Origin of the sequence: Synechococcus sp. Tobar12-5m-g (genome assembly GCF_024345415.1) — a bacterium.
GTDB lineage: Bacteria > Cyanobacteriota > Cyanobacteriia > PCC-6307 > Cyanobiaceae > Regnicoccus.
The window spans coordinates 101,055-121,826 of record NZ_JAGQBB010000003.1; the positions used below are offsets into that span (position 1 = coordinate 101,055).

The 20,772-nt window shown below is 60.9% G+C and carries 10 protein-coding genes; all 10 read right to left on the reverse strand.

Annotated elements, in window-relative coordinates; genetic code table 11:
* Positions 1–2: 2 nt before the first annotated feature.
* The 10 genes from brxL to KBY66_RS03505 all read right to left on the reverse strand — a co-directional run bounded on the left by brxL (position 3) and on the right by KBY66_RS03505 (position 20,096).
* Positions 3–2,213, reverse strand: a complete 2,211-nt coding sequence (brxL, locus tag KBY66_RS03460; RefSeq protein WP_255087757.1) for a BREX system Lon protease-like protein BrxL — start codon at positions 2,211–2,213, stop codon at positions 3–5.
* Positions 2,203–4,722: a BREX-1 system phosphatase PglZ type A gene (gene pglZ / locus KBY66_RS03465; protein ID WP_255087759.1), complete on the reverse strand. Its 2,520-nt coding sequence runs from the start codon at positions 4,720–4,722 to the stop codon at positions 2,203–2,205. Before pglZ ends, brxL begins: the two co-directional genes overlap by 11 nt.
* A 5-nt stretch (positions 4,723–4,727) precedes the next feature.
* Positions 4,728–6,395 (reverse strand): GTPase, encoded by a 1,668-nt coding sequence (locus tag KBY66_RS03470; RefSeq protein WP_255087761.1) that lies wholly within the window; start codon positions 6,393–6,395, stop codon positions 4,728–4,730.
* A gap of 72 nt (positions 6,396–6,467) precedes the next feature.
* Positions 6,468–8,786: a GTPase domain-containing protein gene (locus tag KBY66_RS03475; RefSeq protein WP_255087763.1), complete on the reverse strand. Its 2,319-nt coding sequence runs from the start codon at positions 8,784–8,786 to the stop codon at positions 6,468–6,470.
* Positions 8,783–12,304: a BREX-1 system adenine-specific DNA-methyltransferase PglX gene (pglX, locus tag KBY66_RS03480; protein WP_255087764.1), complete on the reverse strand. Its 3,522-nt coding sequence runs from the start codon at positions 12,302–12,304 to the stop codon at positions 8,783–8,785. Before pglX ends, KBY66_RS03475 begins: the two co-directional genes overlap by 4 nt.
* Before the next feature lie 61 nt (positions 12,305–12,365).
* A complete protein-coding gene (locus tag KBY66_RS03485; RefSeq protein WP_255087765.1) occupies positions 12,366–13,844 on the reverse strand; it encodes an ATP-binding protein in 1,479 nt (492 codons plus the stop codon).
* A 67-nt stretch (positions 13,845–13,911) separates the two neighbouring features.
* Complete coding sequence (brxC, locus tag KBY66_RS03490) at positions 13,912–17,397, reverse strand: BREX system P-loop protein BrxC (protein ID WP_255087766.1); 3,486 nt, start codon at positions 17,395–17,397, stop codon at positions 13,912–13,914.
* Complete coding sequence (locus tag KBY66_RS03495) at positions 17,394–17,930, reverse strand: DUF1788 domain-containing protein (RefSeq protein WP_255087767.1); 537 nt, start codon at positions 17,928–17,930, stop codon at positions 17,394–17,396. The genes brxC and KBY66_RS03495 overlap by 4 nt, the downstream gene beginning before the upstream one ends.
* A gap of 77 nt (positions 17,931–18,007) precedes the next feature.
* Positions 18,008–18,685, reverse strand: a complete 678-nt coding sequence (locus KBY66_RS03500; protein WP_255087769.1) for a BrxA family protein — start codon at positions 18,683–18,685, stop codon at positions 18,008–18,010.
* 646 nt (positions 18,686–19,331) lie between these two features.
* Positions 19,332–20,096 (reverse strand): hypothetical protein, encoded by a 765-nt coding sequence (locus KBY66_RS03505; protein ID WP_255087770.1) that lies wholly within the window; start codon positions 20,094–20,096, stop codon positions 19,332–19,334.
* Positions 20,097–20,772 lie beyond the last annotated feature (676 nt).

Consider the following 20,772-nt stretch of genomic DNA (forward strand, 5'->3'; position numbering starts at 1 on the left):
CGTCAAGGCTTGACGGCGATATAGCTGATCTCACATCCCTTGGTCAATCGGGCCTCTTGAACGACGGCCGCAGCGTTAAAGGGAGAAGACTCAAACCGTTGGAAGAGATCCAAGCCGCGATCGAGGGCAATTTTCCAGCCGGTGTTGGTGGTGAGGCTGCGCGCATGGAAGTTGGGGCTGGCGTCGATCTCCCAGGAAAAGGGAGTACTGGTTCCCGCGAAGGAGTCCTGGACCTGGCCCAGAATTTCCACCTGCCTCTCCAGGGTCTCTTGATCGGAGCCCGTGATCAAATGCACGGTCACCTCATCGCCCATAGGGGTGATCTCGTTCACCATGCGCAGGAACTCCACGAGGTTGCGGATCTGGTGGAAGGCGCGGATGTAGGGATCCCGGACAATGATCCCGGTGGTGCCAGTGAGGTAGTCACCGAAGAGGCGACGGTAGCTCCAACCCTTGGAGTTTTCCGGGACAACCAGATGGTGCTCCTTAAGCTTTGAAGGCTCTGGTGGCTGTGGGGCCACCTCAGCTGCGACGGCTGGAGAGGGAGGGGACTCACCGTTGGAGGCAACTGAGGCAGTGGTCTTGGATGCCGCAGGCTGACCGCCCTCGCCAGGGGCGGGCTCTGCCCTGTTGATGTCTGCCTCGCTGGATAGGGGCCGAAGCCCGGAGAAGGCGGGGTACTGCTTCTCCTCAGGCGTCATCATCGTGACCTCTTGGCCGGTCTCCAGGTCGCGGTAGATGAAGTCGTTGGTTCGGAAGGTATCGTCGATCCTGAGGATCTGCTCTCGTACCCGGCGACGGCACTCCATAGCGAACTCCAACAGCTCGGCAATCTCCTCCTTGCTGGCCTTGCCATCGGGATGGAGGATCTTCATCAGGCCTGAGAAAGTCTTCTCGAAACCGGTCTGGTCGCGGGTGGAGACCTCCGAGCTGATCTCGAAGAACGGCTTGTAGAGGCCGGTGAAGTCTTCCGTGCGCAGGTGCTTGAGCACCTCAGCGATGTAGTCCACCACGAAGCCATAGCCGGTGCAGAACAGCTCATGGCGCACCGGTGCCACTTCCCAACCAGGGTTGAAGGCATGGATGCGATCAAGGAAGGCCGAGTCGATGTACTTGTCTGGCAGCGGCTCGTAGAAATGGGAATGCTTGAGCATGTAGGCCACCGACTTCTGGGTGTTGCCCATGAACACCATCGACGCTTCTGCGGTGAGCTGCTCGATGCCCCTTGAGAAGGTGCGGTTGGCCATGTAGTTCTTCATGATGTCCACCAGGGTCTTGTCGACCTTCTTGTCCTTGCCGGCGAACTCGTCAAAGCAAATGCAATCCCAGTAGCCCACCAGGCCGATCTTGCCGCTGGCATTGCTCACGAAAAGCTTTGGTGCGGTGACCTCCGAGCCTGAGATCAGCATGCCGTGGGGGGAGAACTCGGCAAAGATGTGGGATTTGCCGGTTCCCTTGGGGCCCAGTTCCAGCAGGTTGTAGTTGCGCTCGCAGTAAGGGATCAGCCGAATCAAGGTGAGCAGCTTGGCGCGGCGGCTGAAGTGCTCGGGATTGAAGCCCACGCTTTGCATGAGCACATCCATCCACTCGTCGGTGCTGAACTTGGCGCGGGCGGCGAGAAACTCGTCGTGGTCAACACCAGCCACCTGGATCGGTTTGACGGAGGAGATCTGCCAGGGGCTGGCTTTGGGATCGGTGGGGAGTTCGTACTCGACATCGGTGATGGCCCAGATGCCGCCCACCAGAAGCTTGGGGTAGCGCTTGATGAAGTCCACATCGATGGGGACCTTCTTGAGGCCGAGGTTGGTGAACTCCATCTCGTAGAAGCCGCCCTTGTCGTTGAGCTCCACAGTGAGCTTGTCGATCACCTTGTGGGTGCCGCGCTCTTTGATGGTGGACTTAATCAGTTCCGCTTGGTTGCGGTGCACGTAGTGCTTGGAGAGGATGCGCCGGACCGATTCCAGCCCCTCGGCAATGAAGGCGGGGTCGTCGGTGGCGCAGTGCTGGCCGAGCAGGTACTCGAGAACGTAGGTGGGCACCACCGCGTTTTGCTTGAGCTCAGTGGTGAGGTCCTTGCGGACCACCAGACCTGGGAAGTGCTCAAGGATCTTCTGGTCCAGGGCGCTGGGCGTGCGCAGGGAGGCCTCGCCACTGCTGTCGGTGGTCTTGGCAGTGGGGTCGGGGTTGGTGGCGGTCACGGGCTCAGAAGTCATCAAAATCGCTTCCGAAAGCCCTTTGCAGCTTGAGCTCCACAGTCTTGCCTGGATCCGGCACCGGGTCATTCACCCCTGCCACCCAGCGCTCGAAGCGCAGTTCGATCGGTTGGTTGTTGTAGGCCTCGGCCGCGTTAGAAAGCACCAGCTCCAGCCGCTGTTCCCGTTCGCGCGGCTCGGCGGCTGTGGAGTCAAAGACCAGGGTCTTGGATTCACAAAGCAGGGTCCCATCCGCCTTGGCATAGAGAGCCACCTTCAGGCGGATGGGCAGGACAGTCGGGGAGATGGCGTCCCGCTGGAATAGGGAGACCGGCACCTTACCAGTTGTCACTTTGCTCGGAACCCGCAGCACCTCAACCTCCACCAGACAGGAATCGTCCTTGCGCTCGCGCTTGAGCTTGATCACTGGCACCACCACCTCTTGCAGCAAGGGACCGCCGTGCACGAAGCGTGAACCCGAGCCCTTGATCGGAAAGCGTCCCAGGGACAGGGGGAACACGGCACTCCAGGTGCCCATGAAGCCGAGGGCCTGGGCCGTGAACACCTTCAGCCCTCTGGCTGGATCGATCTCTTCTCCGTAGGCAAAGCGACGGTTCTTGAAGGTCAGGGCATCCGCCTTCGGGAAGACGGCCGTATCGATGGTGTCGACCGCTTCCTGCTGGAAGAGGAAGCCGTGATCGGCGGTGATCACCACATGGCTGCCGTTGAGGTTGGCGATCTTGCGCAGGATCGCCTGCAATTCCTCGAAGGCCTGCTCCACCGCCTCGAAGGTGCTGGCCTCGGTGTTGAGCTTGTCACCCACCTGATCGATGACGTTGTGGTAGATCACGATCAGGTCATGGTCCTTGGTGAGGGTACGGCCATCGGTGCGGCTGTTGAGAGCCAGGAAATCACCCGCGCGGATGGCCTTGGCACGGCCACCGGTGGCACCCTTGAGGATCTTGTCGCGGTTGTTGGTACCGCTGGCGCTCTGGCCATCAATCGCCACGGTGGCATCAGCGGGGTTGATGGTGATCTGGGCCCCAGGCAGCAAGGCGGCCATGCCCAGCTGGGTGTAGCTGGGCAGGGCACCAAAGAGCGCCTCCACCTCGGTGCTCCATCCCTTGCCATGGGTGAGCTTTTGGGCCAACTCCCGGGCGGCCTCGTAGCGAAGGGCATCGGAGACCACCACAAACAGGCGCTGGCCTTTGGCCAGCACGGGATTCACGTGGCGGGCATAGAACTCTCGCTGCCTGGGGAGGGCTTCTGCTTGCCAGGTGGTGAGCTTGGCGACCTGATCGCTCCAGTGATCGGAAAGGGGCAGCAGGAAGTTGTTGACGTAGTGGTTCTCCACCCAACCCTTGAGCCCTTCCATCAACCCGGGCTGGCCGTAGGCGCGCAGGTTGGCGATGCAGAGGCGATAAGCCTGATCGAGTTGCCACCAGCGCTCCACGTAGAGCTGGAGGCCTTGATCGAATGAGGCCACGCTGAGCTCGGTGGTCTGCAGAAGGCTGCGCAGCTGAATCGCCTGCTCGATCGCCTGATAGCCGCGGCGGTGCTTCTCGAACCAGGTGGAACTGCGGCGAGAGCGGATCAACTCCAACAGGGTGCATGCGGGTGCGCCTGCCTGGAAGCCCTGCACAAGCCGGTGGAGGGTGTAGCGATCAAACAGCTCGAAGGTGTCGTCGTCACCGAGTTGGGGATCCGTGGCATCGGCAAGCTGGGCCTCGATCTGCAGGGTATCCGCCAGCAGGGTTGACCAGGCCTCAAAGGCAGGCCGGCTGCTGAGGCTGTCTTTCCAGAAGCTCAGGAACACCCGGCCGTGGGGCTTGAGGTCGGCCTTTGCCTGGAGGGGGTTGACGCTGCGGAACAGGGAAACGGCGAAATCCCGCAGATTCGGCTGGGTGCTGCCGTAGCCAAATTTGGCTACCACCGCTGCCCAGAAGGCCTCCACCAGAGCGTGGCTGCCGTAGGCCTCCTGCACCTCATCGCTGAGGGGAAGCTCGTGGGGTTCGGCCCGGCTGAGGAAATGGAGCAGAAGCTTGTCGATGTCAGCGGGGACCCCCGCCAGCACCGCCATCATCTTGAGGCGGATCGACCTGGCGTCATCGGTGGAGCGCAGTTGCTCCCTGAGCTTCTGGGTGCGCACCATCGAGCGAAAGAAGGCGCTGTGCTGCTTGGCCAGATCGCGGAATTCCAGGGTGAGCCCGGCGTCCTGGATGTCGAGGGAGGCGCGGTCGGCCTTGAACTCATGGCCGGCGAGGAGCAGATCCAGGAGCCAGTTGTCTTTTTCCTCTGGCTTCTCGCTGGGAATGTAGAGCAGGAAGCGCTGATGGCTGGGGCCACGGGCCACCAGCACCTTGCTGGCGAACTCATTGCCTTCCACCCGCCGTTTCTCAACGCCTTTGCCGGTATAGCTCACAAACACATCGCTCCATTCGCCAGGGGCGTCGTACCAAATCACCACTCGCTTGCGGGCCAGGGCCGCATCGAGGCTGTCGTGGACGCGGGTGGTGGTAGGGCTCTGCATCGCGATCAGACCGCAGTGGGATAGAGCTCAGCCAGCAGGGCCATCAACTGCTTGCGGTGTGCCGCGAGACCCTCCACCAGGGACTTTGTGGACGCTTGATGGGCCAGGATCTCGTCACGGGCACGTGTCAGGGCGGAGGCGATCTTCTCGATGATCTCTAAGTCGTACTGGGACTGATAAACCTCGAACAGTCGGGCTGCAGTGGCCTCGGCACTCTGTTGGAGGGCGGAACGGAAGACCAGCAGCTCCTTCTCGCGTTGACGATCCCTTTTCTCTGCTTCAACTCCCTGGTTGATGACGTCGTAGACCTCGAAGGCGGAGATGGCAATGCTCAATCCAATCATCAAGTTGCCAGCTCCTTTGACGGCATTAACGGCTCCCCATGGCTTGAACTTGAATCCAAGCAACTTGCCGCCTTCGTAAATCACCTTATGAAGGCTGCCACCGGCCACCTCCTTGGCGTCGTACAGCATTTTTGACTGGGTTGCACCGGGTTTGAGAACGGCATCTCGCCCTTGATCGAGCAACTTCTTGAACGTCTCTTTCAATCCGCCCACGCCACGCTGGGGCGGAGCGCCATCACGCGGTGCGGACTCTGTTAATGAAGCCTCCACCTTGGCGTAGTAGTCGGCCACAAAGTTCTCCTTGGCGAACTCCTCAAGCTTGGCCTCGATTATTTGGTAGTCACGCTGGAGGGTGGCATTGAGCTCCGTGTAGGCAGCAGCATTGATGGCCTCCCAGCGCTGATCGAAGGCTTGCTTGTTGGCTTGCTCCTCTGAGCCGAGCTCACCTTCGATCAGCTTCTCGCCGAGTTCGAGCAGCTGCTGGATGCAGCTGGTTCCGATCTGCTTCACCTCAGCAGCCGTGCGGCTGCGTTGGTTCAGAACAATGCGATGCTGCTGATTGAGAAGGAATAGTTTGGGATCGTCCCCAAAGGTGGGTTCCGGCAACGAGGCAAGGCTCTGATCAATGGCGTTCAAGCCTAGGCGGATCGGCGGATCCAATCGGGCCAGCAGGCCCTGGCTCTGCACCCAGCTGTTCAGGCCATCGATGAAGCCAGGGAAGCGGCTGAAGCTGACCAATTGCTCGTTGCCTGTCGCGATGCCATCGCGGTAGTCCTGGGCATCAATGAAGGCATGGGGAAATTTGTTGAGTTGGTGAGGCGAAAGGGTGCGATTGATTGACTCGGTGAGGTTGCTGATGTACTTATCCATATATTCAACATCCTCCATGGAAAGCTTGTTGATCACTAAAAAGATCTTGCCTGCAAATCCCTGTTCAAAGGCAAGCTGGCGAAAATCCCTGGCCGTCACCTCATCAAACAGGTTGGTCGTGAGGCAATAGACGACCAGATCCGACTCCCGCAGCGCCTTCTGGGCTTTTTCGTCATGGTCAATCCGGTTGGCATAGAGCCCTGGGGTATCCCAGAGTTCAACGCCGCTCCAGGCGTAGGCTGTGACTGAGTCGGTGGTGACATCAGCAGAGATCTTGATCTCCCGATTGCCTGTAAGGGCTGAGATGATCGTGGATTTACCCGCGCTGAACTGCCCACTGAACGACAGGCTGAGCAGGGAGCGGCCGGCAATGGATTCCCGCTGTTGTTTCAGCTCAGCAGCCTGCTGTTGGATGGCTGGCTCCGGCCTGGCGAGCAGAAAAGCCTGCAGTTCATCCATGCTACGGGTGCTGCGCCGTTGAAGGTCGGCGAGCTGAAGTGAAGGCGACATGGCGGGGGAGCGCTTGGCGGGTCAGTGCAGGGTTGAGGCCAGGAGGGAGATCTGCTGCTGGCAGCGGTAAATCTGCCCGGCAAAGGCTTGCAGAGCCGTCTTGGTGCTTCCGAAGGCGAGACTGTAGGAGGAGGCAAGTTGATCCCGCTGGGTGATCAGCAACTGATCGAGGTTGTTGATGAATGGGTCTTTCTGATCCTTGATGGATCGTAGAAGCTGTTTGCAGAGCTTCTCCTGGGCTTCTTTTCGGCGGTCCTCCATGCCTGGAAAGAAACTTTCAAACCAATCTTGCATCCAGCCTGTAATGGGGCCAACAATCCAACGCAATGGAGCAAAAGCTATCCCCACTCCCACGACAAGAATCTTGAGGACAATCCTGATGTTTTGTCGCAACGACTCTTCGTAGCCAATATCAATCATGTCATCGAGACTGTGGCTTAGTCGGATGGTCTGCATCTGAAACTTAAGCCGCTCCTGGATGTCGTCTTGGAGTTGTTGCAGACGGGCGACGATCTGAATCTTGAGTTCGGCCACGAGGGCATTCGCTTGTGTAGTGAGCTTGGCCTTTTCAATCTCCTGCTTCCAGAGACGCTCCAGCTCCTGACCATTCTTCTTGAGATGGGTCTTGCTGAATCGCTGGGCCTGGAGTTCAAGCGGGGTGAACAGCGCGCTGCCCTTGCTGGCGGCGAGTCGGCGTGTGTCTTCAAAGATGTCAACCACACATTTACGCGCACTCACTTCTGCGTCCGCGAGGACCCTGGCCTGCTCCGACAGTCGCTGGTGCAGGGCCTTCAGCTCTGCGCTGATCATTTCGAGCTCCAATTGCGGGTTCTTGCGCAACGTGTCGCGCCGCAGAGCAGGGGCCTTAGCGGTGATCAACTCATCGAGCGCTTCGAGGAAATGATCGATTCGGCTGAGCTGACGCCACTGCTCCGCTTCCGAAGGATTTTGGTTCTGGCTTGCATGCAACGCGGCAACAGCATGGATCGGAATGATGGGGACGGCCAGGCTGCCGTTCTCCCCAATGGCCCTGGTGAGAAGTTCCCGAATGGTGATGATGTTGCCGACAATCGACTGCTCTCCCTCCATGGAAAACATTGGCTCAAGTCGCCTGCGCAGGTCAACAATCCCCTCCTTTGCTTTCGCCTTTACGTTAAGAAGGATTAGAAAGGCTATGCCACGAGCATGCAGCTTTTTTATCAGCTCAGGTTCGCAGGGCATGGTGGAGATGTTGTCGGTAACAATACAGACGAAATCGGTTTCAGGGAAGATGCTGCGGGCCACAGCACTGTCGCGAATTTCCGCCTGTTCAAACGAGGCCCCTTGGCCACCGGCTGCGCCGATGCCGGGGGTATCGATCAACCGCATCCCGAAGAAGTCATAGGCGCGGTTGTAACGGGTGAACCCCTGGCCGCCATCGCCAATGGAGGCTTGATCGCGACCGGTGAGAGTCGAGATCAATGTGCTCTTCCCTCTCTTGCTACCACCAACGGCGGCGATGCAGAAGCGTTTCAAACTGCGCTGCTTGGCCTGCAGATCGTGGTTGAGGCGAGCCAGATCGCTCGACACCAAGCGATCTAGAGTTGAGCGCTCGGTATTCAGCACCATCTGGAGCTGGCGCCGGCATTCGACAGGCAGCTCGGCAGCGATCGGGTCGGTGCTGATGGCAGCAAAGCCTGCCTGCAAGGCGATTAGCTGGGAGCTGGCGGATTCCAGCACTGCCTGGGTGTGGGGCATCAACTCCGCCGTGAGCTCATCCATGCTCTCAAGGCTCTGGTTATAGCCCTTGTGATTGAAGAGGCTGCGCCGCCTCCAGGTACGTAAGCGATGGCTCTGGCGGAGTAGGGCAGCGAGCCTGTCCACACGCTCCTGGCCCAGCTTGAGATCCAGCTGGCGCAGTGCCCTGATCCTGCGGGAGGGGGTGGGTCGGGGTTGGTTGAGCTCCTTCCTGATGCTCTGAGTCCGTTCGCGGGCGGCCGTGAGCCTTTCTTGCGTGGAGGCTCTGGTTTGCCCAAGCAATTCAGCCAGGCGTTCAATCGTGGCGATCTCCCGTGGATCGGAGTGGTCGTCGACGGTGGTGATGTCGGCCAGTAGATCGAGCAAGCCCTCTTGATCTGCAGCAGTCAACTGCCGAAGGGCCTCGACGTTCACCACGGGATCGTCGTGGGCGACCATCAGCCTCTGTTCAGCTTTGGCGAGCTCCATGCCCCTGGCCTCTCGGTAGGCTCTGAACCAGGAATGGGAGCTGAGCAGGGCGAGCTCATGGACATCCACCAGCTGATCGGCAAAGACCAGCTCGGCGATGGCCTCCAGGACGGGGTCGGGGGTGGGATCGCTCATGAATCCTCCTTTGCCGCCAGCCCTGGGATCGGAGCCAGCACGCCGGTGAGCTTGAGGTAGTTCACCTTCACGCCGTCGTCGAGATCGAGCGAGATGCGCTGCTGGGCCAAGGGCAGGAGGGCCTCCCGCTCCCAGTCCTGGCATTCGCGCAGCACCTTGGCGATCTTTTCGAGCTCCTTGCGCCCGGCGGTGCGCTTCTTGGCGGGGAGAGCCTCGTTGAGTTGATCCAGCTCGAGCTGGTGCTGGCGGGCCTCCAGCTTGAGCAGGAAGGGCCGCAGGTAGTTGTTGAGCACCAGGTTGAGCGTGTCCTTGGTGTAGCGGTGCAGGTAGATCAGGCAGGCGAAGCCCTTCTTGGGGCTCTGCACCAGCCAGTAGATCGGTCGCTTCTTGTAGGTCTGGAGATGATCTTTGTAGAAGTCGGTGCAGAAGTACTTGCGGATGTCCTTGCCAAGGACGGTTTCAATGAAGCGCAGGTTCTCTGCAAGGGGACTGCATGGGAAGGTTGCCACGAGGAACTCACGGCTGCGGGCCACGATGTCGTCCTCGAACCACTCGCCATCGAGCACCGGGATGATGCCGTCCTCGTCGGGGGCGAAGGTGAGTTCGGCCAGGGGCTTCCCCACTTTCTCCAGAAACTCACGCAGGGAGTCACCGGCGTTGGCGATGATGAGGCCGGGCTGGTCGGGGGAATAGCGGCCCATCATGCAGCCGACGCCATAGGAGAGTAAGGCGGCCACATCCGTGCGGGCCTCGGCGCGGGCGAGGGTGATCTGGTCTTCGGGTACTTCGGGCTGCAACTCGCCGTCGAGGCCGTAGGCGGCGATCAAGAGCCGGTTGTTCTCAGTCTCCAGCTCCTGCATCCGGCGGATGGCGGCGGTGCTCTGCGCCTCCCAGTTCCGCCAGCTCGCCTCCAACGCCAGACCCTTCATCCCCGGCCGCAGCAAAGGCTGGTCGAGGAAGTCCCACGAGGTCTCGAAGTTGTCCCAGTCGGCGCGGGCAATTTGAACCAATTCATCAACGATAGCTTTGAGTTCTGGCCATTCAGATCGAAGGCTGAGAGGAAGGCTTTCGATTTGTTGGATTTCGATATTTAGGGTTGGGGCGAGGCCTGCCAAAATTGCTCTGGCAATTATCGTGTTACAAAATGAGAGGACTTGGATTCGGTCGTTCTCGCTGCTAGCAAATATTGAGCTGCCCGCGACATCGAAGATGAAACCCGTAGGAAATTTCTTAAAAGACGGGAAGCTAGAGCCGACTTTAGAAAATGAAACGGATTCTCGAAAGTAGAACTCTTGGTTCTTTGCCACAAAGTTTGGATTACCTTTCAAGTAGGGGTATTTACTGACTATCGCGCTTTTGATGTCCGCTCCATCATTTCGCCAATTAACAATGTAATGTTGATTGCCCCACCATTTCCGAAACTCGCCACCTTTGTTATAGGGAAACCAGATTTCTTGACATTCAATCGTGGCCATTTGAGAGTCTAAACCAAACCCGATATGGCTGTGAGAGACTTCGTGCCAAGAGCGCACAAACAGTGCGTTCTCCGTGGTTGCCAAGCCCTGCCTCGCGGTGAAGTTATCACCCAGTACTTTGTTGTTTGGGAATAAGTCCAATATCTTCTCAGATAGCATGAATGCAATTGGGCTACTTGGTATTTTCGCAAAAATTGTCTGGTGCAGCCTACGAACCTCACCCGTTTCGAGTTTCGTCTTGAAGACTTGCTCCTTATCGGCGGTCTGCGGAGCATCATTTAGATTTACGAAGACACTGCGACTGCCACGTCGAGTCCTTTCAAGGACAAAAGCGCAAGCCTGGACGACCTTGGAGTTCAATTCCGGAAAGCTATTATAGCCGATTTGAATCAGCATGTTGATGTACTGATTTGCCAATACACTTAGACGCAATGCCTGGTAAGACGAAAGGAACATCCAGCTTTGCATTGTTACAAGAGCTGAAAAACCTTTTGGCTGAACAAGCCGCAACCCCAGTTCGATGAACATTGCGAAAGTGTCGGATTTGGAGTCTGGAAAATGTTGTTGTCCGTATTCTTTGAGCGCCGTCCCCATTTGCTTTCCACCCATATACGGAGGATTAGCCACCACTACGTGTTGCCGCTGGGTGAGCGCCTGGGCTTGTTCGAGCACGCGCAACAGTTTGCTGTGCGTCTCGCGCAGGAAGAGCTGGCCGCCGAGGTCCTTCGCTTCGATTGCCTCACGCACGAACTCCAGGCTCCGTCCATCCATGGCAGGCTGAATCAGCGAGCCGAAGGTCTTCGCTTCCTCGAACTGGCGGAGCAACTTGAACAGGCTCTGGTCGAAGAGTTCGCCAAGGCCGAGAGCTTCGATGTAGACGTTCAGTTCTTCCCCGTCAAACCGCACATTCTGCAGCTCAAGGATTTGGGGCCGCAGAAGCTGATCAGGCTGGAAGAAGCGCCGGGATTGTTCCCTGGCCTTGAAGACGAGAGCCAGCTCGGCGAGCTGGGCGGCGCGGGGGCAGATCTCCAGCCCGTGCAGATTGTGCCGGAGGATGAGGGCGGGGATCTCGGTGGGGGCGTAACCTTCCTCCTCGTAGATAAGGGTGAGCAGGTCGAAGGCGTAGGTGAGCATGTGCCCACTGCCGCAGGCCGGATCCAGCAGCTTGATCTCTTCCGGCTTGCTGATCCTCAGGAAATCTGTTTCCTCTTCGCCCTCGATGTAGTACGGCATCTGCTCGCGCAGCTTCGAACTGGGCCGGTTCAGCAGCCATAGGCGCCCCAGGGAATTCTCAACCAGGTAGCGCACGATCCAGTGGGGCGTGAACAGCTGGGTGACAGCGGGGATGTCTTCCGTGGGCACTGCCTTCTTGCGGGCCATCACCTCATCTTTTTTCTCGGCGATATAGAACTGATACAGCCAGCCCAGGAGCTCCACGTCGTCGCAGTCGGCGTCACTGATCGAGCGTCGGAAGCCCGCCGCGATCGAGCCCTCCGTGAGCAGGTCATCGGGCAGCAATAACTCGGTGGCGTCATCGAGCCCTTCGAACAGGCTGGGCAGGAGCTGGTGATAGAAGCGGCACACCGCCAGCACCAGCTCCCTGTACACCTCCCCCTGGGGGTCTGCGCCGGGAAGGGCCGTAGGGATCTGGCCATCGAGCAGTTGGTTCAGCCGTGCTTCCTGGCAGTGGCTTGTCAGCTCAGCTGGAAGGTTGGCGCTGCGCATCAGCTTCAGCAGCTCCGGCTGGGTGTCCGCCTCCGTGGCCGGCATCAGCACCCTGGCGCCGAACGGATGCCAGCCCCGGGCATCGAGGTAGCGCAGCGCCGCCAGCCGGTTGAACCAGCTGTAGGCCACACGCTCCAGCAGCTCCTGTCGGCTGTCTTGCTCCTGCTGCCGCAGCTCGTCGATCTGCCTGGCGTAGGTGGTCAGCGTGTCCGGCGTCTGGCTGGTGAGCAGCCGATCCAGCTTGCGGCCCACCGCCTCGATCAGCTGCCGCCGCATCGCCGGGGCGAAAGTTTTGAGGCTGGCGGTGTTGAGGGGCATGGGGCTGAAAACAGATAGCCAGGGGATCAGGGGGAGAAGCGCAGGAGAAGCGACTTGGGGCTCAAGGGCTCCCACCTGAGGGCTCAGGCAGCAGGCCTGCCGTGAGATCGACCAGCGACTCGGGCAGGTAGCCCTTCGCTTCGATCGCCAGGCGTTCCTCGGGCGTTAGCGACGGTGCAAGGGCCACCCTCTCGACCTGCCAGCCGGCGAAGCGCGGGAAGGCCTTCAAGAACCGAGCGACATGACCGTCAAACCGACCCAGATCCGCTACTAGAGCCGTTGATGAGCGCTTGCAGCTGCCGAGCCGCAAGTGCTGATGGGTTTGATCGAGGGCCACCAGGTCGATCTCGGTGTCGCTCCGGTCCCACCAGCCCTCGATGCGGGACGTGAGAGGGAAATCCCCCAGCCCCTTGCGGCTGCGTTCCTCGTAGAGCTGGCCCACCAGCCGCTCGAGCCCATGGCCCTCGGCGGTCATCAGCCGCTGATCCGCTTGTTCCACCAGGACATTCAGAGGGCGGAAGTTGATGGCGGCCGTCGGCACGGCCAGCGCATCCAGCCAGCTGCGCAAAAAGTTGTCGCTGATCGTGTAGTGCCCCCTTCTGGCTTTGGCCTTGGCGAACACCGGCAGCCGCTTCTCCACCATTTCGTACTTCTCTTCCAGCGTCTTCAAGTAGCCCCCCACCTGGCTGCCGATCTCGGGGGCCACCGAATCGGCATGGGCCTGCAGATCGGCATGGGTGCAACCCGGGTGGCGGGCCACATACTTGAGCACCAGGTCATAGCGGCCCCGGAGTTCCCGCAGGAACCAGTTGTCGGCTTCGGTTCGCAGGGGGGAGCTGCTGCTGAAGAACATCCGCTCCAGCAGCGTTTGCCGATCGGCGGCGATCACCCCCTGCTCGAAGCAGTCGCGGTAGAACTTCGGCACCCCCTCGAACAGATTCCAGAGGAACAGCAGCCGCTCCGGTGAGGTGTCCGCATGGGCCTGCAGCAGTTCCAGCAGCGAGGCGATGTCGAGATGGCCCAGGCTGATCGTGTCGGTGAGGCGCTGGTAGAGCGGTGCGCTGCGATCTTCCAGCAGCGCCTGCATCTCCGTGTGCAGGGAGCCCAGCACGATCAGACCGCCCCTGGCCTCGGGTGTGGCGGCCAGCCGATCCACCACCGACTGGAGTTCCGAGGTGAAGGGAAACAGCGCCTTGCGGCTGAAATACTGGAATTCATCGAGCGCTACGATCCAGCCCTCGGCGCAGAGCTCACCGATGCGCACCGCCAGCGACCGGAGGTCATGGGGCAGAGGTGCGCTTACCCCGAAGTTCTCCATGAAGTCGCGGGCCGTGCTCACCACACCGGCAGGATCGGAGTCGGGGATCTGGATGTAGAGCACCCGCTCCCGGCGTTCCGGTTTGAGCAGCTCCTGCACCAGGCGTGTCTTACCGATGCGCCGTCGCCCGGAGATCTGCAGGAAGAACCAGCGGCCCCGCGCGAGCACCGAGGCCAGCTGCGAGCGCTCCTGATGCCTGCCGTAGAACCCCCACTCCGTCATTCGCTCGATAACTTAATTGTTTTTATGTTAGTGGCCCTGTTCAGTGCCGCCAAGGCTTCTGGGCCGCTTACAGGCTGATCCGGTGGCCCGCATCAAGCTCTGCCTGGGCCGCAACCCGCAGGGCCTCCAGCCACTGCTGCAGCTCCCCGGAGTTGGTGATCTGGCCCAGGGGAAAATCGGGTTTCAAACTCAGCGCCGTCACCACTTTGATCGGAGGTCCCGGTGCATCGGCCGGCGCGGCCAGAGCTGCCACCCGTTGCAGCAGCGCAGGTACATCCGCCTTCTGGAAGCGGTCCAGCCGCAGCTGCACCCGTGAGGGCTGCTCCGCCTTCGCCAACTCCTTCTTCACCCGATCGGTGCTGGCGAGCACCTGTTCTTGCTGCTCCGGTGCCAACTGCTGGAAATCAGCCCCAGCCTGGAGCTTGGTTTCCTGCTCGGTGATCTGGATCAGGGCCTTGGAGCGGGCGATCTGAAGCCGCTCCTCCAGCAGACCTTCCAGCGTGGCGACGGCCCCATTGGCCTCCGGTATCAAGGAACCGCGATAGGGCGCTGGGCTGTCCATCACCCGCTCCAACGCTGCCACCTGCTCAGAGGGCAGCTCCATCAGATCGTCGCCGTGCTTGGCCAGGAAGCTCCGCACCTTGTCGTACACCAACCTCTGGTTGCCCTTCAGGAACGCCTTGATCGGCGTGAGTGTGTCCTCCAGCTGCTCCAGCAGTTCACCTGTGAACAGAGCCTGCTGGTTGAAGAGGTAGGGGTCGTCTTTAAGGCTCAGCTCCCGGACCTTGGCGGCGATCGGCGCCACACCAGCCACGAAGGGATAGCGCTCCTGCTGGCTGGCGAGGGCGTCGAGCTCGGCGGCCTCGCGGGCCAGCGCCTCGCGCAAGGCGCTGGCGGTGGTTCGGGAATCGGTGCCGCTGCTCGTTACCCCGAAAAAATCCTGGTGGAAGCGCCTGAGCGTGTTGATCGCTGCCGGATCGGGTTGCTCCTGCTTGCGCACCAGCACCAGCCCCTGGCGGCGGCTGTTGGTGAGCGCATCGATCACATCATCGGGGCCGAGGATCTCCTTCTCGCGCAGCTCCACCTTGCCCAGGCGGAACAGCCGGCCTAGGAAGGTGAGTGTGGCCCAAGGGCTCCAGCCATAGGGCCTCGCTTCAAACACCCGGATCAGATCGGCGGCGGAGGTGCGCTCCCCTTCCAGTTTCTGGCGGCGGATCACTTCGGTGAACACCTCCTGCTCCGCCTCCGAGAGCTGCAGGTCGCTGCCAGCCAGTAGGTCGTCCTGCTCCTGCACCACCTGCATCAAGGTGCCTTCGTTGTGGATCTGCTTCACCATCCGCAGCTTGGGGTAGGCCGAGCGGATCAACTCCTGATATGCCTTGGAGAAGCGGTTTTGGGGATCCCCTTCCCCCACCTCCAACCGCCTGCCGTTCACCACCAGCGGGGCCCGCCGCAGCGCCTCGCCGGCCAGGCGGGTGATCTCACTGCGGCGGGTGCTGTTCTGCCGGCCCCGCTGGGCCAGGATCTCCCTGAGCGCCTCGTCTTCGCCGCCGGAGTTCTGCTTGATGTATTTCTCAGTTTTCAGATAAGTGCGGATCAGATCCGTGAGCCGACCCTGGGGCGGCAGGATCACCATCAAATCGGCGCGTCCCATGTTCTGAGCCACCAGAACAGCCTCATTACCAAAGTTGGGATGTTCCGTGGTGATCACGTTGACGGCCACGTCCTCCAACTTGCCCTTCACCAGGTTGTCGTCGATCTTCTGGGCATAGGCATAATCCTGGTTGTTGTCTTCGAAGCGGATCTTGTTGGTGCGCAGCACATCGTTGAAGATCGTGGCCTGCAGGGATGCCATCACCTGGGAGTCTTCCACCGTGGTGATCTTGATCTCCTGCTCCACATCCTTTTCCTTGTCGGTGAGGAACTCGTAGAGCTCACCACTGCGCTGCAGGTAGCTCTGCACTTCCAGGTTGCGCAGGGCCTCCTTCACCTGCTGCTCATGGCTGCGGATGTCGAGAGCGGGCTGATCGATCAGCAGGATCGAAATGTTGCGGGGTGAGGCCTTGAACGGGGTCACCCACTTGAGCAGGAACAGGGCCTTGAGGATGCGCAGCTCCAGCGGCGCCACCTGGCGTTCCGCCAGCACCATCGTCTGCTGCTTGTCGCCGCGGATCACATCGCGGATGCCGTCGTACAGCTGATCGAAGCTGGCGAGCTTGCCGATCGGCAGATCCATGATCGCCTTGGCCACCTCCTGGAACACCGAGAGCATCGAGCGTTCACCCACGGCCATGTTGCGGCCCCCAAACACGTTGTGAACGGCCAGGGTCTGCAGGGCCTGCTGGAACAGGTTCAGCTGATAGGGGTGGAAGGGGTAGAGGCCACAGAAGGCCTGGCAATCAGCCCAGCCCTTGAGTTGCACGGCGCCATCACCGAAGCGGAACAGGGTCTGGAGGTTGTCCTTCTCTGCCCCATAGATCTCGATCAGCTCATCCGGCTCCACAGGAGTCTTCTCCAGCAGCCGCCGCTGAATCACCTCCTGCACATCGGCGCTGGCCAGGGTGAGCTTGGTGCGGAAGCGGCCTTGGATCTTGCTGAGGTCATCGGCCTGGCGCACCTTCTCCTCGCCCAGGATTCCCTCCAGATCCGCCTGGGAGGTGACGAACACAGAGGCACGGCCATTGGTGGCCGTCGCCAGGCTTTCCACCACGGTCTGCAGATTGAGCAGGCGGCTGCGGTCCTGGCCGATGAACTGGCCGGCCTCGTCCACGAAGAAGTTGAGCCTGCAGCCTGGTGGTTGGCTCTCGAGGTAGTCGCTCACGCGGGCCGCCAGACCTTCGATTGAAAGGCGGTAGTCGGCTTTGGCCTCACCGATCACCTTCATCGCTTCCTCTGAACTGGTGGAGAACAGTTCGGCGTAGGCCATTGCGAAGGCGCTCTTGGTCACGGTGGCAACCGCTTCCCGGTCCTTCTCCCAGCTGCGGTCATTCAGCCGGAGATAGGTGTCCTTGAACGTGCCGAACACACCGCGCTTGTCGAGGTCGTGCTCGAAGCGAGCGATGTAGCCCTGGTTGCCGTAGTAGCCCTGCAGTTCGTTCAGCACCTTCATGAACACTTCCAGGATCGGGGCGCTGTGCTCGCCGCCGATGCCGTCGTACTTCTGATCGATGTTGAACAGCACGCTGCGCGCCGGCGTGGTGATTGCCTTGCGCAGGTTGGCCCGGATGATCTCGTCCTCCACCTTCGGCAGCAGGATGTCTGCCGGCCGCTGGTTGGCTGGCCCCACACGCCGCTCACTGTCGAGCAGCAACGAGAAGATCTTCAGCAGGTGCGACTTACCGCAGCCAAAGAATCCCGAGATCCACACCCCATTGGCTGTGGGGTTGTCGAGGTAGCAGTCCACGAAGGCTCCCAGGCCCTTGAGCACATCACGGGTGATGACGTACTCATCGAGCTCCACCTTGAGGTTGCGCTCATCATCGGCCTTGATCACCCCATCGATCGGGCGATCGACCGGCTTGGCGAAGAGCTCGCGGATCGTGGCGGCTGTCATGAGCTCGGGGTTTCGAAGTAGGCGAGGTTGGTGGCGCGGTAGTGGGGGTTTTCGATCTTGGTGTTGGGCGTGGTGCCAAACAGCCGCAGGTAGGAGCCGCCATCGGCATCCTGCGAATAATCCCCAGGGAAAAAGATCACTACGGGATGCTTCACCATCTCCGGTTGCAGGGCCTCGATGATGGCGTGGGTGCGCAGGAAGGGATAGATCCGCCCCGAACCCGTGATCAGGGTGAGTTGGGGGTTCTTGCCAATGGCTGCCATCAACTTCGGCACCAGCTCCTTGGTGGGCTCCGAGACGTTCTGCAGGGTTTCCAACAGGGCGCTCTTGGCCCAGCTCGACTCCTCCTTCAGCAGGACTTCCAGAAAGCCCTTCTCCTCGAGGAGCTCAATCACCAGGTCGAACAGGTCGACATGGGTCACGCGCAGTCCAGCCTGTTTGAGCCCCTGGAGCAGTCCTTTGACGATCTGGCGTAGCTCGTCTTCCTCGGAAGGGTCATAGGTCTGGATGAAGATTGGGATCTCCTTGGCCAAACCCTTCATCGCCAAGAAGCTGGGTTGAGCCAGGACCTGCCTCAGCCTCTGATCCAGACCAGTGGTGGTTTTGTCGCTCATCCTTTGGGCGCTCGCTTATTCTCCTTGGTGGCAACCCGTGCCCGCAAGGACGGTGCCACGAGGAAGCCCGCCAGGAGTGCGGGGTCATCGGCGGTGACCAGTTGTTGGACCTCAGTGGAGAGCAGCGGGCGTTGCACCGTTCCCAGAACACCGCCCTTGCCTGCTTTCCCAACCAGCAAGCCCGCGTCCCGGAGCATGTGCAGAAGGGTGGAGCGGATCTTTTGCTGTGTGGACGGCGCCACCTGGGCCAGCTCCGGGTGGTGGCGTTCCTGTTCCTCATAGAACGCCACCATGTCCGAGCGGCGTAGCACCGGATCCAGCCCGACCAGCTTTTCGGCCAGCACGTTCTGCACCACAACGCAGGCCAGCTGGATCCGCTTGAGCAGCGCCAGCCAGGCCATGGCGGTGCGGTCGTCGCTCGACCCAATGGCGAGGAGCTCCAACTGGGCTGGGGTGAGGGTCTGCAACCGTTGCCGCAGTTCCGACTCCAGACGCTTGGCGCTGCTTGCGGATCTCGCCTGGAGGGCGTTGCTCTCAAGCACGGCCGCCTTGGTCTTGCGCCAGTCCCCCTGCTGCAGGTGGATCTGAGCGATCACGGTGGCGAGCTCGGGCCTCAGGCTGGCGGCAGTGAAGCTCAGGCAGTACCGCATGGCTCCGACTGCAGCTTTCGCCAACGCCCCCACCCACCTCCTATGCCTTGATCCTGGCATCGCCAGAGCAGCCCCCACATCCAACAAGCCAAGCCCCCCATGCCGTTTCGCGCCCACGCAAGCTATGGGAGCTCAACGGATTTTGGTCAGCGTTTCCTGCGAAGCACCAGATTCCTGCAACCAGCAGTGATGGCCACCATCTGCTGTTAATGCTGAGCCTCAGCTGGGTGGGCCCTCAGCCGGGAGACAGGTTCGCGACCACTCAAGTGGGGAGGGCCAAGGACTTGGGATCGATCTGCAGCCGCTGGAGCGAATGCCGCGGCGTGAGACCACCCAGGGCCATGTGGCACTTCTGACCGTTAGAGGTCCCGATATACCGGTGCCGTCAGGCCGCCTCCGCGGAAGCATGGGAGCCATTTGTAGTTGGGGGCGCAGGCTGGTTCCAGCGGCAGAGGCGAGGTTTTAAAGCAAACCCCGCTTTCGCGATATCAGCGGATCAGTCGCTCCCAACAGAGCTGCGTCAGGCGGTCCAGGGGATGGCTTTGAATCGGGGGAGACTGACTAGGGATTGGCGGTGAAGGTCCTGCCCAGGCGGCCTAAGACTCTGTCAGCTGAGCAACCTGGTTGAACTACACATCCATAGAACACAGGCTCGACGTTTAACGGCTGTTCATGACTCGGGATGGCTCACCCAGTGCAGCCGCAGACCATGGTTGCCGCCAATATGCGCTGCTACCGGCTCGTCGCCATCGCCGATGTGATCCAGCCCCCAGAGGCCTAGCAGCTCCAGGAGTTTGATCCCTTCCACCAGCTCGCCGCGCCACCTACTGGCCTCTGGGTCCCACAGCAGCAGGTCGGTGCCAGGCCCCGTTCCGATCGGCCCCTTTGCTGGCAAAAGCAGCCTCCCTCTCACCAACACCTCCACAAGGTGGCCCATAGCTAGCTCGTACCCTGCCCAGCCTTCAGGCCGCAAGAGCATCCCCAGGACGGGCCCAGGGCCATCGGCCGCAATCACTTGCGTCGGCTCTCCTGGCCTGGCGCCACCCAACGCCCGCACTGGTGCCCCTGGGGGGATGCCGGCCGCGGCCGTGATTGCTTTGATGGTCTCGTGGCCCATACCAAACGGGCTGCCAGGGAGCAGAAGTCGCTGTGCCAGCGTGCGGCGTTGCGGCGGCTGCACCCGGCGGAAGGCCCAGGAGTCTTCACCTCGACTGCTGGCCGGCTTGCCACGCCGAGCAGGGGGGCTGGCTACCACCGCATAGGCCAAGCCGTCCTTGTCCGTGATTGGCTTGCCGGTTTTCCGATCCTTCAATACCGGCCACTCGACCCTGTCGGATCCTTGCTTGGCCTTCCTGGCAAGGCTCCGGATGTCGCGTTCATCGCGGTAGAGCGCCTCGGCGAGGTCTTTTACGGCCAGATCGCGCCAGACCGGCATCGTGAGGTGGCTTGCTGAACTCCCAGCTTGGCACCGAAAGACCCAGTAAGGGCCGTGATTTCACGCCAATTTCACGCAGGCCGCGCTGCTGGCGGCGCAATGCCCAGTTGCCGCTATGCCTTTCAGCATCGATTTTCCGCCTTCTAATCGCACGGTCGCTGGTTCGAGTCCAGCACGGCCCGTTTCCATCGTTCCTCGCCACGGATCCGCCGGCATGGGCTGGGTCGAATGGGCATGGGGAGGGCGACCCAGGGATCCCTGACCACAGAAGCGTTCTGTAGCAAACAATCCGCCCGTTGGCGGTCGCTGTCATCAGTCTTGATGAACTCAGCATCCGTCGCCGCCATGGCCCAGTCCCGTCGCGTGGAAATCCTTCGGCTCGAGCGCGTCAGCGCCGGCCGCACCACCTTTTGCGAGGCCCAGACCAGCCACGAAACCCTGATCGCCGAGCTGGCCCCTGGGCACCCTGGGAGATGTTTTGCCATCGTCACCAGACCGACCAGCTCATCCTGCTGCGCGGTTGGCTTGATCTGGTGGTGCTCCAGAACGCTCGCCTCGAGCGAATCACCCTACGGGAGGACGAACCGGTGATGGTGCGGATCCCCCCCGGCGTTCCCCACGGAGCGATCAACAACGGCCGCCAGTCGGCCACGGTGGTGAATGCCGTGATCCGCCA

Coding starts and splice junctions, on each gene's coding strand:
- KBY66_RS03505 (WP_255087770.1), bottom strand. CDS start 20,096: ATGCCGGTCTGGCGCGATCTGGCCGTAAAAGACCTCGCCGAGGCGCTC.
- KBY66_RS03470 (WP_255087761.1), bottom strand. CDS start 6,395: ATGGATGAACTGCAGGCTTTTCTGCTCGCCAGGCCGGAGCCAGCCATC.
- pglX (WP_255087764.1), bottom strand. CDS start 12,304: ATGCCCCTCAACACCGCCAGCCTCAAAACTTTCGCCCCGGCGATGCGG.
- brxC (WP_255087766.1), bottom strand. CDS start 17,397: ATGACAGCCGCCACGATCCGCGAGCTCTTCGCCAAGCCGGTCGATCGC.
- KBY66_RS03475 (WP_255087763.1), bottom strand. CDS start 8,786: ATGAGCGATCCCACCCCCGACCCCGTCCTGGAGGCCATCGCCGAGCTG.
- KBY66_RS03485 (WP_255087765.1), bottom strand. CDS start 13,844: ATGACGGAGTGGGGGTTCTACGGCAGGCATCAGGAGCGCTCGCAGCTG.
- brxL (WP_255087757.1), bottom strand. CDS start 2,213: ATGACTTCTGAGCCCGTGACCGCCACCAACCCCGACCCCACTGCCAAG.
- pglZ (WP_255087759.1), bottom strand. CDS start 4,722: ATGCAGAGCCCTACCACCACCCGCGTCCACGACAGCCTCGATGCGGCC.